The following is a 14,696-nucleotide window of genomic DNA, read 5'->3' as shown; positions in this document are numbered from 1 at the left end:
TCGCGATCTCAGGAGCCCGCCGCGCGCGGCTTGCCGACGAGCAAGCCACGGCCCTGGGCAGCGACGTAGAGCACCCCATGCTCCAGCGGGTCGGCCGCCAGGGACTGCAGCCGGCCGAAGCGGTGCTGGTCGTCGTCGATGCGCTTGAAGCTCGCGCCTGTGTCGTCGGAGCGGAACAGGCCTTCGACCGGCGTGCCGCCGACCAGGACCTTGCCCCAGACGTAGAGGCTGTGATAGCTCGCGCCCGGCGCGGCCTTGCCGACGGCGATGAGCCAGGGGTCGGCCACGCCCTTGATCGTGCGGCCGCGCTTGTCGGGCCCAGCCAGGTAAAGCAATCCATCGGGCACGGCCAGCCACAGGTCGCGCATCGTGCCGGGCGCGGAGATCAGCTGGGACGATTGCCAGAACTGCAGCACCGGCAGGCCGGTGATGATCGGCTTGAAGCTCGCGCCGCCGTCCACGCTGACCAGGATCCGGCCGCTGGTGCGGTCGTAGACGTAGAAGACGCCGTCGATCGCGCGGTCGGCCACGGGGGTGAGTTCCACGTCGCGGGTGGTGGGCCAGCCGGCCACTTCCTTCCAGGTGGCGCCGAGGTCGCGGGTCCACAGGGCGGCCTGCCGCTCGGGCGCCCAGACCATGAAGTTGCCCTTGGCCGAGATGGCGACGCGGCCGGCGCCGAGGTAGCCGCCGTTGGGGGCCTTGGTCTCGCGCTCGGTCGGCCCGAAAGGCCGCCAGGTGAGCGCGCCGTCGACCGAGATGTAGCCGCCCGTCGAAGCCTGGTCGGCGACGCGCACGACGATGGCCGGCTGCAGCTCCGCATGGTCCACCGAGCGATTCGTCTCCCCATGCGGAAGGAACAGCCCGGCCCGCGGCGGCTTCGTCAGGTTGTCCCAGGCGGCCCCCGACGCCTCGCCCATGACGGCCAGCAGGGACGCTCCGGCCGACGGACTGCGGATCTCGACCGAGGTGGTCTGTTCCAGGCCGTCGACGGCGAAAGTCCACGACAAGATGCCGCCGGGCTGTTGCGCGGCGCGCAGGTTCTCGGTCAGGTACAGGCCGTAGCCGGTGCCGTACACGGCGCGGTCGCCGTTGAACGGGTCGATCTTCAGGTCCGAGATCATGCTGCCCATGGCGCCGCCACGGACGTGATGCGACAGAGCCCAGGCAAAGGGACCCACCTGGTGCTTGGAGCGCGAGGCGAGCGGCGTCCAGTGCGCGCCGTCGTCGGTGCTCAGGAAGACGTCGTCGCCTTCGCCCCAGCGCGCGAGGGTGGAGACCATGAGGCGGCCCGGCACCTGTCGGTCGACGTCCAGGCCGGAGTAGCCGAAGCCCTGCGGGGAGCGGCTGGCGGGGATGGGCGTGATGTCGGTCCAGCGACCGCCGGCATCGCGTTTCCACACGCTGCCGGAGCGGACGTTGCCCGGGTTGGTGGCGCCGTCGGAATGGCTGACGCAGAAGCTCACGTACAGCGTGCCGTCCGGTCCGAAGACCGCGCGTTGAGGCACCTGTTCCGGCGCGCCTGCCTCACGGGCGAAGGTGCTGCCGCCATCGTTCGAGACGTACAGGCCCGGCTGGTCGTGGCTGCCGGCGTAGACCGTGCGGCACGCGGTGCCGGGTGAGCCGCTGGAGGGATCGAACAGCACCAGCGAGACATGCTTCGGCTGGAAGCCCAGCCGGCGGAAGCTCTGGCCCCGGTCGGTGCTCTTCATCAGGCCGTCGCGCGTGGTGCCCAGCAGCAGCACTTCGCCCTGGTGGGGATCGACCTGCAGCCGCTCGCCCGAGCCGCGGCCGTCCGCGCGGCCTCCCAGCTTGATGCCCAGCTCGGTCACCCGCCAGCTCGCGCCGCGGTCGTTGGAACTCAGCAGCGCGCCGTTGCGCGCCCACTCGCCGAGGTACTGGCCACAGGCCAGGTAGACCCGGTTGGCCTCTTTCGGGTCCACCGCCAGGCTGAGCACGCCCATGAGGTCGGCATCCCCCCGGGACAGGGAATCCAGCAGCGGCACCCAGGCGCGCGTGGCCAGGTCGAAGCGGTAGGCCCCGCCGGCGTCGGTGCGTGCGTAGAGCAGCCCGGCCTCGCGCGGATGGAAGACCAGGCCGTCGACGTAGCCGCCGCCGCCGAACGGCACGTTGCGCCAGTCGTAAGCCAGCGCAGGCGCTGTTGCCGCCCGGGCCATGGGCCACTGCCCGAGTCCGGCGGCACAAAGGCCCGCCGCCTGGATGATCTGCCTGCGCAGAACCTTCATCCTTGTCTCCAGTCTTCTGTCGTAGTTGTCTTCAGTACCGGCCCATTCGGACCTTCAGGATGACCGGTCGGGCCGTGAGGTTCAGCCCCCAATCGACCTGGTCACCATTCCATCGGCGTTCCATGATCCAGCGGCCGGCCGCATCGAAGTGGCCTTCCTCGGCGCTGACGAGGTGGGTCCCGTGGCCTGGCGCGGACTCGGCGTCGAGCCGCACGCGCGCGGATTGCCCGACGACCAGGAACTCGTCATCGCCGGTCTGGGCCATCGCGACGCCGCCGAGCAGCTGGCTGGCGTGGGGCGGCGGCTGCTTGGCGTTGCCGGGGAAGCTCTTCTCGCCGAACTGCCACTGGCCGAAGGACACGGTGGCCTTCCAGCCGTTGCTCAAGGTGATGGCCTGGTCGGCGTGGTCGTCGCCCTCGGCCACGCCGTGCGTCCGACCCTCGAAGGCCCAGCGCGCCCATGGGCGCTGCAGCGAGGCAAAGGTCGCGAAGATCGGCGCGAAGGGCTCGACCATGCGCTTGTCGGTCAGCGGCGAGCCGAGCGGGAAGTTGCTGTAGGCCGCGTAGTCGATGCCGAAGGGTGTGACCCCGATCGCGCCGCGGCCGAGGATGGCGTAGACGTAGCGGGCGTACACCGCCGCGTTGCTCATCTCGGGCACCCACAGCGCGTTGTCGGCGCGATGGAACTTGTCGAGCGTCCCGCTCACCTGGGCGGATTCGGGGCTGTAGAGATCGGGCCCGGCGATGTCGATGTGCGGGGCGACCGCTTTGTAGATGTCGATGACGTCGTAGGTCGGGCCGCCGCTGGCGAAGTTTTCCTTCCACGGCGCGAGCGGCTCCAGCGGATCTCGCAGCGCGTTGTTCACATACAGCGGCAGGTCATGCACGGCGCGGCCGGCCTGCGCCAGGGTCTCGATGTAGCGGGCGATGGCCCAGGCGTGGAAGTACTGGTCGGCATAGTCGCCGTAGACCTCGCGCCACGAGCCCGAAGCGGCGCTGCCGGGCGCGGGCTTCTTGCGTTGCAGCACGGCCGCGGGCACGGGCTGCTCGAAGGCCTTCTGGGCGGTGGGGGCGAAGTCGCGCGCCAGGCCGTAGGTGCCGACCTCGTTCTCGACCTGCACCATGATGACGGTGTGCTGCTGGCCGTCGATCTTCTTCAGGTGGCTCATCAGCGCGACGAAGGCGCGCTTGTCGGCCTGCAGCGTCTGCTCGCCGAACGGCGAGAGGCAATAGCTGGTCTTGCCGTCGGGGCCGACCATGCGCGGGAAGCGCCGGTTGTCGGACTTGACCCACTCGGGCGTGTACTGCGGGCTGGTGTTCTTCCAGGTGCCGAACCAGAGCAGGACGAGCCTGGCCTGGTGCTGGCGGGCCTCGGCGACCAGGGTGTCGACGAAGCTGAAATCGAAGCGGCCCTCGGTTGGCTCGACCTGTTCCCAGGCCACGGGCACGGCCACGGTGTTGGCGCCCATGTCCTTGACCGCAGGCCAGACCTTCGCGAGGGCGGCGGGGTAGTTGCTCGAGTTGTGGACCTGCGCGCCCAGCACGAGGAAGGGCGCGCCGTCCACCATCAGGGCATGGCGGCCATCGCGCTCCACCAGCCGCGGGCGGTCCGGCGCGGCCGCGAAGGCCGCGCCGGCGACCGCCAGCACGCCGGCCGCAGCCAGCGTGCCGGCCAGGCGGCCAAAAGGGCGCGATGTCCGGCTCATGCCCGTCCGGTCAGAACGTGTAGCTCAGCCGCACGGCGTAGCTCGGGCCGACCGCGTGCCAGGCGCGACCCATCATGCCGATGTGCTGCTGCATCAACTGCTTGTTGGTCGAGTCGGTCAGGTTGGTCCCTTCCAGGCCGATCTGCAGGTTGTCGTCGAAGCGGTAGCTGATGCTGCCGTCGAGCTGGCCGAAGCTGTCCTGCCAGGTCGGCAGGGCCCAGGCCACGTTGTGCTGGCCGTAGGTCGGGCTGTCCGGATTCGAATCCAGGCCGTCGCCGCCGTTGGTGCCGTTCACGTTGACGTTCTGCAGGTACTTCGAGCGCCAGCTGTAGGCCAGGCGGGCCGAGACCGGGCCACGGTCGTAGAGCAGCGCCAGGTTGAAGGCGTTGCGCGACACGTCCTTGATCGGCAGGTTGCCGAAGGTGCGCCCGTCGGTGTCGCAGCCGTTGAGGTTGCGGTTCAGGTTGGTGGCCCCACCGTCCGAGCCGCAGTAGGCCGCGAACACCGGCGTGTACAGCGTCTGCTTGCTGTCGACGAAGGTGTAATTGGCCTGAACGCCGAAGCCGGCCATCCAGCCCGGCAGTCTGTCGAAGTACTGCTGGAAGGCGAGTTCGAGGCCGTTGAGCGAACCCTTGGCGCCGTTGATCGGCGACGTCACGATGAAGTCATGCAGGCCGCCGTCCACATCCGCCAGCTGCTTGATGGACGTCTGCTTGATGATGATGTCCTTCAGGTCCTTGTGGAAGACCACGAAGGTCAGCGAGTCGGCCTTGCCGAAGTACCACTCGGCCGACAGGTCCAGCGACTGTGAACGCACCGGCTTGAGCAGCGCGTTGCCCGAAGCCGAGCCGCTCAGGGTCACGCTGTTGACCGTCTTTGAACCGTCAGGATGGTTCGTCACGTCGGCCGTCTCGGACAGCGTCGTGTAGGCCTGCAGGTCGGTGAAGTCCGGACGCGAGATCCCCGCGGCGTAGCCGGCTCGGAACTGCAGCTGGTCGCTCGCCTTCATCCGCAGGTTCAGGCTCGGCAGGGCGTTGGTGTACGAGTTCTTGAGGTTCTGCGCCTCGGCGAAACTCGCGATCTTGGGGATGGGCACGCCGTCCACCACGACGTTGTCGGGGAAGCTGGGCGCCGTGTTGTTGAACACGGTGTAGCCATCCGCTGTGCTCGAGGTGCGAACCAGGCGCAGGCCGACGTTGCCGTCCACCGGCCACTTCCAATCGTCGAACGCGAAGCGCAGCTGCGAGTAGGCCGCCTGGGTGTGCTCATGCTGGTTGTTGGTGCCCAGCGGGTCGGTGCCGAAGGTGGCCGGACTCCAGGGTACGCCTCCCCCCTGGCAGGCCGGGGAACCCTTGCCGTTCAGGTCCTCGCACAGTTGCAGGCTGTAGGAGTGCAGCGTTGCATAGCTGTTCGGGTAGCCTGCGGCGACGGAGACATCCGGGAAGATCAGCCCCGGAACGTTGGCGTCGCTGTTGAAGAAGTTGTCGAAGGTGCGGAGGTGCGCATTGCCGCTGAAGCGAGGATCGCCCAGGTACGCCAGTCCCTTGAGCGCCCAGCCGACCTGCCAGGGCTGCGAAATGGATGCCCAGTTGTAGCTCGGGTTGGAGTTCACCGTCGAGGCGTCGCGGTTGGTCAGCCGCACGCCGAAGCGAAGGTCCAGGAGGTGCGGGTCGTCGAACTTGAACTTCGCATCGAGCCGCCCGGCCTTCTCGGTGGCGTAGCTCTTGTCCATGTGCTCCATGGTGAAACCCCAGTAGTAATGGCTGGGGTCCGCCAGGTAGGCGATGTCGTCGGCGTCGAAGACCAGGCGAGGCCGCGAACCGCTCAGGTCCACGTTCTCCTTGGCCATCTGCACGCCCGTGGCGACCGTCGAGTCGAAGGACTCGGTCTTGGCGCGGACGTACTGCAGGTCCGCCGAGAAGCTCCAGCGGTCGCTGGCCTTCCACTTGGTGTTCCAGCCGAAGTCCTCGGTCGAGGAGTGGCGCTTCTGGAAGCGGGTGTCGTCGTTGAAGTTGATGCCGCCGTCGGCCGCGTCGCGCAGCGTTCCCTTGAGGAAGTTCCCGTTCGGACCATAGGTCGCGCCATCGTCGACCGTGATGTTGTAGGGGTTGGACTGGGCGAACAGCGCGTGCTCGTTCCAGGTCATCTTGTAGTCCGACTTGAAGTAAGTCAGGGAAGACGACAGGTCATTCAGCTTCCACTGCAGGGCGCCGTAGATGCCGTTGCGCGCCCGGTCGTAGTCCTCGCGGCGGTACTGCACGCCCTTGGGGATCCAGACGTCGCTGTCGACGGTCTGGCGGTAGTAGGGCTCGACCTGGAAGGTGTCGCTGCGCTGCGAGCTTTCCGAGTGCGCCAGGTCGACCATGGCACCGAACTGGCCGAGGTCGGTATCCCAGCGGTTGGAGGCCATGAGCGAGAACTCGGGGAAGGACTTGCCCCGCAGTACGCTGTAGGTCGACTTGGCCGTGATCGCGACCTTGGTGCCCGGGAAGTCGAAGGGCAGGAAGGTGCGCAGGTTCACCAGGCCGCCGATGGCGCCTTCGGTCTGCTCGGCCGAGGGGTTCTTGTAGACGTCCACGCCGGCCATCAGCTCGGGCGGAACGTCCTCGAAGTTCAGGGCGCGGCCGCCATTGGCCGAGAAGGAGTCACGGCCGTTCAGCTCGGAACGGACGAAGTTCAGGCCCCGCACCTGCACGCCAGAGCCTTCGATGGAGAAGTGCTCCGGGTCGTTCTTGGAAATCGTGCGGTCGATGGTGACGCCGACCATGCGCTGCAGCACTTCGGTGACCGAGCGGTCCGGCAGCTTGCCGATGTCGTCCGCCACGATCGAGTCGACGATCTCGTCGGACTCCTGCTTGATCTTCTGTGCCGACTGCAGCGCCGCACGCTGGCCGGTCACGACGATGGTCTCGACCTTTTCGGTCGGTTTGCCCTTGGCGTCATCGGCTGGGGGGGCCGTCTGCGCAAGAGTCGCTCCGCTCCACATCAGCGCCACTTGGGCTGCTGCGATTGACAACGCTGTCCGCTGAAATTGTCTCATGTCGTATTTGCTCTATTGGGGTTTCAGGGGGCCCTCTATCTCTGTCTCTCTCTTTCTGTCTCGAGGGCCTGGTGGAATTCGGGCGGCATGAAACGGCCACCGCCCAAGGTCTTCACATTCGTGATGGCGTCATCGATAGTCACCCTCCGGAAAATTTGTTGACCAGGTTCTCGAGGAACTCCTGACGGCCCGAGACCGGAGCGACGTCCGTGTTTTCGGCCAGTACGCGGTCGGCCAAACTGTCGAGCGAGACGCGGCCGCGAAGAATGTCCTGTCCCGAGGCACTGTCCCAGCCCGCGTAGCGCGCCGCGAGGGCCTTTTCTAGTCCTCCGTCGAGGATCATTCGTTCAGCCACGAGCAGCGCGCGGGCGCTGACGTCCATGCCGCCGATGTGGCCGTGGAACAGGTCCTCGGGGTCGATCGACTGGCGGCGCACCTTGGCGTCGAAGTTCAGGCCGCCCGTGCCCAGGCCGCCGGCCTGCAGCACGTGGTACAGCGCGAGCGCGGTCTCGGGCACGTTGTGCGGGAACTGGTCGGTGTCCCAGCCCAGTTGCGGATCGCCGCGATTCATGTCGATGCTGCCGAGGATGCCCAGCGCCGCGGCGGTGGCGATCTCGTGCTCGAAGCTGTGGCCCGACAGTGTCGCGTGGTTGGCCTCGATGTTGACCTTGACCTCTTTTTCCAGGCCGTAGCGAACGAGGAAGCCGTACACCGTGGCGGTGTCGAAGTCGTACTGGTGCTTGGACGGCTCGCGCGGCTTGGGCTCGATCAGGATCGTGCCCTTGAAGCCGATCTTGTGCTTGTGCTCCACGGCCATGTTCAGGAAGCGGCCGAGCTGGTCCAGCTCCTGTCCGACACGCGTGTTCAGCAGCGTCTCGTAGCCCTCGCGGCCGCCCCACAGCACGTAGTTCTCGCCGCCGAGCTTCAAGGTGGCGTTCATCGCATCGCGCACCTGCAGCGCGGCCATGGCGAAGATGGCCGGATCGGGGTTGCTCGCCGCGCCGGACATGAAGCGCCGGTGGCTGAACAGGTTGGCCGTGCCCCACAGCAGCTTCATGCCGGTGCGCTGCTGGTGTTCGCCCAGCACGTCGACCATGCGGGCGAAGTTGTCGGCGCTTTCGCGCGGCGTGGCGCCCTCGGGCGCGACGTCGCGGTCATGGAAGCAGTAGTACGGCGCGCCGAGCTTGCTGAAGAACTCGAAGGCCGCGTCGGCCTTGGCCTTGGCCAGCTCCATCGGGGAGCCGCCCTCGAACCACGGGCGCTGAAAGGTGCCCAGGCCGAACGGGTCGGCGCCGGTCCAGCAGAAGTTGTGCCAATAGCACACCGCGAAGCGCAGGTGATCCTCCATGCGCTTGCCCAGGACGAGGCGGTTCTTGTCGTAGTGCCGGAAGGCCAGCGCGTCGTCGCTGTCCGGGCCCTTGTATTCGATCGGGGCGATGCCGTGGAAGTAGCTGTTCATGTCAGGCAGTGGGATGAATCAGTGAGCGGGCAGGGCTTTGAGCCTCTGGTAGATCTGGCGGAAGCGCTCCAGCCGGGACTGGAGCTGACGGTGACGTTCGGCATCGGGCGAGTGGCGCGCGGTGATCTCGGGCCGGCTGCAGACCTGGGCCTCGTCGCCGCCTGCGGCGAGCCAGCCGAGGCGGGCGGCGCCGAGCGCGCCGCCGGCCTGCGAGCCCGCATGCACGACGATTTCGACGCCCAGGGTATCGGCGATGAGCTGGGCCCACAAAGGGCTTCGCGAGCCGCCGCCCACCAGCGAAAGCTGGCGCACCTGCGTGCCCGCGGCCTGCAGGGCGGCCAGGCCGTCGGCCAGTCCGAAGGCCACGCCCTCGAGCACTGCGTAGCCGCAGGCCGCTCGGCCGTGCTCCGGGGTCATGCCGAAGAACACGCCCGAGGCGAACGGGTCGTTGTGCGGCGTGCGTTCGCCGGCCAGGTAGGGCAGGAAGGTGGGGGCGGCTTGGATGTCCGCGGCCGACAGCGTTGTCATCTCGGCCAGAAGCGCCGCCTCGTCCGCTGCGCCGCTGAGCTGCACGAACCAGCGCAGGCAGCTGGCCGCCGACAGCATCACGCTCATCTGGTGCCAGCGCTGGGGCAGGGCATGGCAGAAGGCATGCACCGCGGAGGCCGGATTGGGGCGGTAGCGGTCGTTGACCACGAACAGCACGCCGGACGTGCCGAGCGAGATGAAACCGTCGCCGGGCTGGGTCGCGCCGATGCCGATGGCGCTGGCCGCGTTGTCGCCCGCGCCGCCGGCCACGATCACCTCCGGCCCCAGGCCCCAGGCCTTGGCGAGCTCGGGGCGCAGCGTGCCCGAAGGCTGGTTGCTCTCGACGAGGCGCGGCATCTGCGCGCGGGTCATGCCGCACGCGGCGAGCAACTCGTCGGACCAGTCGCGCGCCGCCACGTCCAGCCACAGCGTGCCGGCGGCATCCGAAGGCTCCGAGACCTTTTCGCCGGTCAGCAGCAGGCGCAGGTAATCCTTGGGCAGCAGCACACAACGCGTCTGCGCGAAGAGCTCGGGCTCGTGCTTCGCGACCCACAGCAGCTTCGGTGCGGTGAAGCCGGGCATGGCCAGGTTGCCGGCGATCGCGTGCAGCCTGGGTGCTCGCTCCTCCAGCTCAGCGCATTCGACATGGCTGCGACCGTCGTTCCAGAGGATGGCGGGGCGCAGCACACGATCTTGCGCGCCCAGCAGCACCGCGCCGTGCATCTGGCCCGACAGGCCGATGGAGCGCACCTGCGCGAAGGCCTCGGGATGCGCCGCACGCAGGGTGGTGACGGCGGCTTCGGTCGCCTGCCACCAGTCCTGGGGCGGCTGTTCGGCCCACAGCGCCTGGGGCCTGGACACGCTCAGCGGCGCGCCGGCCTGGCCGACGATCTGCCCGCCGGCGTCCAGAAGAAGCAGCTTGACTTCGGACGTGCCGAGGTCGATGCCGAGAAACATCAATCAGTCTCCTGTGGGATCAATCGTGCGCCGCCCGGGACGAGAGGCCGGGTGAGGCGATAGCGCGCCAGGGCGGCGGCGCCGGCGGCCACCGCATCGGCGCCGAAGCGCGAGGTGCGCACTTCAGGTGGTGCGAGGTTGGCGGCGGCGGCGTACTCCTGCAGGGTGCGCAGGGCCGGCTGCAGGAAGACGTCGCCGAGCTCGACGAGCGCGCCGCCCAGCACGATGCAGGACGGGTCGTAGGCCGAGGCCAGGTTCTGCAGCAGCACGCCCAGGTAGTTGCCGGCCTTGCGGGTCGCGCGCGTGGTGGTGGCATCCTGCTCGGCGCAGCAGGCGCTGCGCCTCGGACAGCGAAGGCATGCCGTCGGCGGCCGGCACGCGCAGGATCGCGCGCGGGCCGATCAGCGCCTCGGCACAGCCGCGCCGGCCGCAGGAGCACAGCGGCCCGTCGATCTGCAGCACGATGTGGCCCACCTCGCCGGCGAAGCCGCGCGCACCGGTGAGCAGCCGGTCGCCGACGATCACGCCGGCGCCCACGCCCTGGTTGATGCTGACGTACAGCAGCGGGTCCGAAGCCGGCGTGGGGTTGAACTCGTGCTCGCCGAGCGCGGCGACATCCGCCTCGTTCTGCAGGAAGGTCGGCACGCCGGCCAGCGAGGTGCCGGCCAGCTTCTCGGCCAGCAGGGCTCCGACGGGAACGTCTCGCCAGCCGAGGTTGGGGGCGAAGTTCAGCACGCCGCTGGCTTCGTCGACCCCGCCGGGCAGGCCGACGCCGATGCCGATGATGCGGTGGTCGGATTCGTCCAGCTGCTTGCGTACCTTCAGCAGCGCGGTGGCGACGGTGGCGATGCAGGCCTTGGCGCTCTTGGCCGAGCCATAGCTGGCGGTGGCCGTGGCCAGCACCTCGCCGGTGAGGGAGGTGCCGACGGCCCGCACGCCCTCGATGCCGACCTCGGCGCCGAGCAGCAGCAGCCGCGTCGGATCGATGAACAACGGGGTGGGGCGGCGACCCAGGTCGCCGGTGGCGACGACCTCGCGCTCGACCAGCCAGCCTTCTGAGATCAGCTCGCGAACGAGGAGGCTGACGGTCGACTTGGTCAGCCCGACGGCCGGCGCCAGGTCGGCGCGCGACAGGCCGGGGTGGGCGCACAGGTGGCGCACCAGGGCCATCCGGTTGATGTCCTTGAGCAGCTGTTGGTTGCCGGCGGCCTCGGCCAAGTCTTGTCTCCTGTGCTCTTATGAACGGCTGGCATCTATATTAGTTCGGCCATCGAACGAAATAAAGCAGGTGCAAACCCCTAAGGCGTTGCGCACTCGCCGCGGACCGAAGTGACGCCAGTCACAATTGAGCACATTAGTTTGGCCAGCGTACCAACTAAAGCCGTGTAAACACCTAGCCGGGCAGGTCGGCCCCGACACGAGACTCCCGGCCAGCGCCGGGCCCGAGGTCAGAAGTGGTCGCGCTTGCGAGGGGTCGATTTCATGAGCAAGATCCGGGCGGCGGTGCTCGCCGCCGCGTGGATGTTCGCCTCCGGCGGCGCCGCGGCACAGAAGTTCGAGGGCCCGGCGGCCACGCCGCCCATGGGCGGCACGGACAGGCCGCCACGCCGAGCTGCCGGCCACGACGTGCTGGTGCTGCGCCTGACGCCCGCGCACTGACCGGCTGCCGCAAAAGAGGGACATGCCATGAACGACAAGGCCATCCGCAAGATCGTCATCGTGGGCGGCGGCACCGCCGGCTGGATGGCGGCCGCGCCGCTGGCGCTGCAGCTGTGCGCCGGCCGCGAGCGGCCGTGCGAGATCGTGCTGATCGAGTCGCCTGACATCGGCACCATAGGCGTCGGCGAGGCCACCTTGCCGCCCATCCGCGCCTACAACCGCACGCTGGGCATCCCCGAGGCCGACTTCATCAAGAAGACCCAGGCCAGCTTCAAGCTCGGCATCGAGTTCAAGGACTGGGGGCACGTCGGCAACCGCTTCTTCCACGGCTTCGGCGACTTCGGCCCGCGGATAGAGAACCGCTCGGCCCACCAGTACTGGCTGCGCCTGAGGAGCGGCGGCGAAGTGCCTTCGTACGAGGAGTGGTCCACCGCCACCGTGATGGCGCGCCAGAACCGCTTCACCCCGCCCAGCGGGGAGGTGCCCTCGGCGCACAACGCCTACTCGTACGCCTTTCACTTCGATGCGGGCCTGTACGCTGCCTACCTGCGCGAGTACGCCATGCAGCGCGGCGCTCAGCGCATCGAGGGCACGATCGTCGAGGTGGAACAGCGGCCCGAGGATGGCTTCGTCGCCGCGGTGAAGCTCGCCGACGGCCGGCGCATAGACGGCGACCTGTTCATCGACTGCTCGGGCTTCCGCGGCCTGCTGATCGAGGACGCGCTGCACGCCGGCTACGAGGACTGGAGCGCGATGCTGCCGTGCAACAGCGCCCTGGCCGTGCCCTGCGCCAAGGTGCCGAAGCTGACGCCCTTCACCACCTCGACGGCCCGGTCGGCGGGCTGGGTCTGGCGCATCCCGCTGCAGCACCGCACGGGCAACGGCCACGTCTATTGCAACCAGTTCACTTCCGACGACGAGGCGGCGCGGGTGCTGCTCGAAGGGCTGGACGGCGAGGCCCTCGGCAGCCCCCGGCCCCTGCGATTCACCACCGGCCGGCGACGCCAGACCTGGATGAAGAACGTGGTGGCGCTCGGCCTGGCCGCCGGGTTCGTCGAGCCGCTGGAGTCGACCAGCATCCAGCTCATCATGGATGGCGTGGGGCGCCTGATCGAGCTCTTCCCCGACCGCGATTTCCATCCCAGCCTGGCGGCCGAATACAACCGCCGCATGTCCTTCCAGTTCGAGTCGGTGCGCGACTTCATCATCCTGCACTACAAGCTCACGAAGCGCAGCGACAGCGAGTTCTGGCGCTACTGCGCCGCCATGCCCATCCCCGACGCGCTGCGGCACCAGATCGAGCTGTTCCGCGCCAGCGGCATCGTGGGGATTCGCGACCCGGAGGGCTTCGCCGAGCCCTCCTGGGTGTCCATCCTGTTCGGCCTGGGCGTGATGCCGGCCAGCTACGACACCTTCGTCGACCGCGTGGACGAGGCCCCGCTGCGCACCCACTTCATCCGGCTGCGCGCGGCGATCTCGCACACGGTGGCGGCCATGCCGGACCACGGCGACTACATCGCCCGCCACGCCCGCGCTGCGCCGCTGGCCTCGGCCTCACCGGCGTAGGCCCGATGGGCGTTCACCGGCCCTGGTGAAAACGATAGGGCCCCCAGGCGCCCCGCTAAGTGGTTTCCACAGGGCCGCTCGCGGAGCGCGGCGCCAGCATGGGGGTTCGACTGCCAGCCAGTCCAACCACGAAAGACGCAAGCGAATGACCACCCGCCGCCACCTCGTCGCCTCGGCCGTCCTGCTGGCCGCCGCCTTCGCCGCCCAGGCCCAGAGCTACCCGTCCAAGCCGGTGCGCCTGGTCGTGCCCTTCGCCCCGGGCGGCACCACCGACATCATTGCCCGCGTGGTCGCCGAGAAGCTCGGGCCCAACCTGGGCGGCACGGTGATCGTGGAGAACAAGAGCGGCGGCGGCGGCATCGTCGGTGCGACCGAGATCTCGCGCGCGGCGCCCGATGGCTACACGATCGGCATGGCCACGGTGTCCACCACCGCCGCCAATCCGGCCATCAACCCTCAGGTGAGCTACGACCCGCTCACGAGCTTCACCGCCATCACCAACATCGCCGCCACGCCCAACGTGATCGCGGTGCATCCTTCGTTCCCGGCCAAGGACTACAAGGCCTTCCTGGCCGAGATCCAGTCCAAGCCCGGCAAGTACAGCTTCGCCAGCTCGGGCACCGGCGGCATCGGCCACCTGCAGATGGAGCTCTACAAGAGCCTGACCAAGACCTTCGTCACCCACATCCCCTACCGCGGCGCGGGCCCGGCGCTGAACGACGTGGTGGCCGGCCAGGTCCCCATCATCTTCGACAACCTGCCTTCGGCGCTGCCCTTCATCAAGGACGGCCGCCTCATCCCGATCGTGGTCGCCGCGCCGCAGCGCGTGGCCGGGCTGCCGAACGTGCCGACCTTCGCCGAGGTCGGCCTGGCGCCCGTCAACCGCATGGCCTACTACGGCATCCATGGCCCGGCCAACATGCCCAAGGAACTGGTCGACAAGATCCACGCCGCGGTGAAGAAGACGGTCGAGATGCCCGACGTGAAGAAGCGCATCGAGGACACCGGCTCCATCATCGTCGCCAACACGCCGGCCGAGTTCTCCAAGCAGATCCAGGACGAGCTGGTGACCTACAAGAAGGTCGTGCAGCTGCAGCGGCTCAAGCTCGACTGACCGGGCGGCCGCCATGTCGGTCCACATCGTCCGCCTCGGCAGCGAGCGCCTGCCGCACGAAGGCACTCGCATAGGCACCGTGCGGCGCCCGCCGCGCGGCGTGCCCAAGAGCGAGTTCGCCAAGCGCAACTACTACGACGTCTGGTATCCCGAGCTGGCGCCCAGCGTGGAGACGATGAAGCTCGGGCAGTCGGCCGAGACACCCGCCGACTGGGCGGCCTTCGTCAAGGCCTACAAGCGCGAAATGGCCGAGCCTTCGGCCGCACGCTCCATCGGCCTGCTGGCCGTTCTCTCGCACAACGCCGACTTCTCCGTGGGCTGCTACTGCGAGATCGAGGCGCAGTGCCACCGCTCGGTGCTGCGCGAGCTGCTGAAGGAGCAGGGGGCGAAGCTGGACTGACCGCCCGGTCACCACCCCGTCAACT

Annotated in this window: 10 protein-coding genes and 1 pseudogene; 4 read left to right on the top strand and 7 right to left on the bottom strand. The window is 68.6% G+C overall.

Features of this window, described 5'->3' with window-relative positions; all coding sequences use genetic code 11:
- Positions 1-8 precede the first annotated feature (8 nt).
- From ACS5PM_RS21730 to ACS5PM_RS21700, 7 genes and pseudogenes are all read right to left on the bottom strand, one after another.
- Complete coding sequence (locus ACS5PM_RS21730; protein WP_439389790.1) at positions 9-2,243, bottom strand: beta propeller repeat protein; 2,235 nt, start codon at positions 2,241-2,243, stop codon at positions 9-11.
- A 31-nt stretch (positions 2,244-2,274) separates the two neighbouring features.
- Positions 2,275-3,948, bottom strand: coding sequence for a DUF5597 domain-containing protein (locus ACS5PM_RS21725; protein WP_439389789.1), 1,674 nt, complete (start codon positions 3,946-3,948; stop codon positions 2,275-2,277).
- A gap of 10 nt (positions 3,949-3,958) precedes the next feature.
- Positions 3,959-6,934, bottom strand: coding sequence for a TonB-dependent receptor (locus ACS5PM_RS21720; RefSeq protein WP_439390060.1), 2,976 nt, complete (start codon positions 6,932-6,934; stop codon positions 3,959-3,961).
- A gap of 193 nt (positions 6,935-7,127) precedes the next feature.
- On the bottom strand, positions 7,128-8,447 hold the full coding sequence (xylA, locus tag ACS5PM_RS21715) for a xylose isomerase (RefSeq protein WP_439389788.1): 1,320 nt from the start codon (positions 8,445-8,447) through the stop codon (positions 7,128-7,130).
- A gap of 18 nt (positions 8,448-8,465) precedes the next feature.
- Positions 8,466-9,932, bottom strand: a complete 1,467-nt coding sequence (gene xylB / locus ACS5PM_RS21710; RefSeq protein WP_439389787.1) for a xylulokinase — start codon at positions 9,930-9,932, stop codon at positions 8,466-8,468.
- Positions 9,932-10,201, bottom strand: a complete 270-nt coding sequence (locus ACS5PM_RS21705) for an ROK family protein (RefSeq protein ID WP_439389786.1) — start codon at positions 10,199-10,201, stop codon at positions 9,932-9,934. The genes xylB and ACS5PM_RS21705 overlap by 1 nt, the downstream gene beginning before the upstream one ends.
- A 163-nt stretch (positions 10,202-10,364) precedes the next feature.
- Positions 10,365-11,102: pseudogene (locus ACS5PM_RS21700) on the bottom strand (ROK family protein); the annotation flags it as partial.
- A 312-nt stretch (positions 11,103-11,414) separates the two neighbouring features.
- Between ACS5PM_RS21700 and ACS5PM_RS21695 the strand changes: the two are divergent.
- The 4 genes from ACS5PM_RS21695 to ACS5PM_RS21680 all read left to right on the top strand — a co-directional run bounded on the left by ACS5PM_RS21695 (position 11,415) and on the right by ACS5PM_RS21680 (position 14,671).
- Positions 11,415-11,591 carry a hypothetical protein gene (locus ACS5PM_RS21695; RefSeq protein ID WP_439389785.1) on the top strand — a complete coding sequence of 59 codons (177 nt, stop codon included), beginning with the start codon at positions 11,415-11,417 and terminating at the stop codon, positions 11,589-11,591.
- 27 nt (positions 11,592-11,618) lie between these two features.
- Positions 11,619-13,157, top strand: coding sequence for a tryptophan halogenase family protein (locus ACS5PM_RS21690; RefSeq protein WP_439389784.1), 1,539 nt, complete (start codon positions 11,619-11,621; stop codon positions 13,155-13,157).
- A gap of 145 nt (positions 13,158-13,302) precedes the next feature.
- Positions 13,303-14,271 carry a tripartite tricarboxylate transporter substrate binding protein BugE gene (locus ACS5PM_RS21685; RefSeq protein ID WP_439389783.1) on the top strand — a complete coding sequence of 323 codons (969 nt, stop codon included), beginning with the start codon at positions 13,303-13,305 and terminating at the stop codon, positions 14,269-14,271.
- Positions 14,272-14,284: 13 nt separating this feature from the next.
- Positions 14,285-14,671 (top strand): DUF488 domain-containing protein, encoded by a 387-nt coding sequence (locus tag ACS5PM_RS21680; RefSeq protein WP_439389782.1) that lies wholly within the window; start codon positions 14,285-14,287, stop codon positions 14,669-14,671.
- Positions 14,672-14,696: the final 25 nt, after the last annotated feature.

Origin of the sequence: Ideonella flava (assembly GCF_051857595.1) — a bacterium.
GTDB lineage: Bacteria > Pseudomonadota > Gammaproteobacteria > Burkholderiales > Burkholderiaceae_C > Ideonella.
Note: the sequence above shows the minus strand (reverse complement) of the source record. Positions and strands in the feature narration are given on the sequence as shown.

Bases quoted from the DNA above. Each gene is read 5' to 3' on its own strand.
- ACS5PM_RS21730 (WP_439389790.1), bottom strand. From the start codon at position 2,243: ATGAAGGTTCTGCGCAGGCAGATCATCCAGGCGGCGGGCCTTTGTGCC.
- ACS5PM_RS21690 (WP_439389784.1), top strand. From the start codon at position 11,619: ATGAACGACAAGGCCATCCGCAAGATCGTCATCGTGGGCGGCGGCACC.
- ACS5PM_RS21685 (WP_439389783.1), top strand. From the start codon at position 13,303: ATGACCACCCGCCGCCACCTCGTCGCCTCGGCCGTCCTGCTGGCCGCC.
- ACS5PM_RS21720 (WP_439390060.1), bottom strand. From the start codon at position 6,934: ATGTGGAGCGGAGCGACTCTTGCGCAGACGGCCCCCCCAGCCGATGAC.
- ACS5PM_RS21680 (WP_439389782.1), top strand. From the start codon at position 14,285: ATGTCGGTCCACATCGTCCGCCTCGGCAGCGAGCGCCTGCCGCACGAA.
- xylA (WP_439389788.1), bottom strand. From the start codon at position 8,447: ATGAACAGCTACTTCCACGGCATCGCCCCGATCGAATACAAGGGCCCG.
- ACS5PM_RS21725 (WP_439389789.1), bottom strand. From the start codon at position 3,948: ATGAGCCGGACATCGCGCCCTTTTGGCCGCCTGGCCGGCACGCTGGCT.
- ACS5PM_RS21695 (WP_439389785.1), top strand. From the start codon at position 11,415: ATGAGCAAGATCCGGGCGGCGGTGCTCGCCGCCGCGTGGATGTTCGCC.
- xylB (WP_439389787.1), bottom strand. From the start codon at position 9,932: ATGTTTCTCGGCATCGACCTCGGCACGTCCGAAGTCAAGCTGCTTCTT.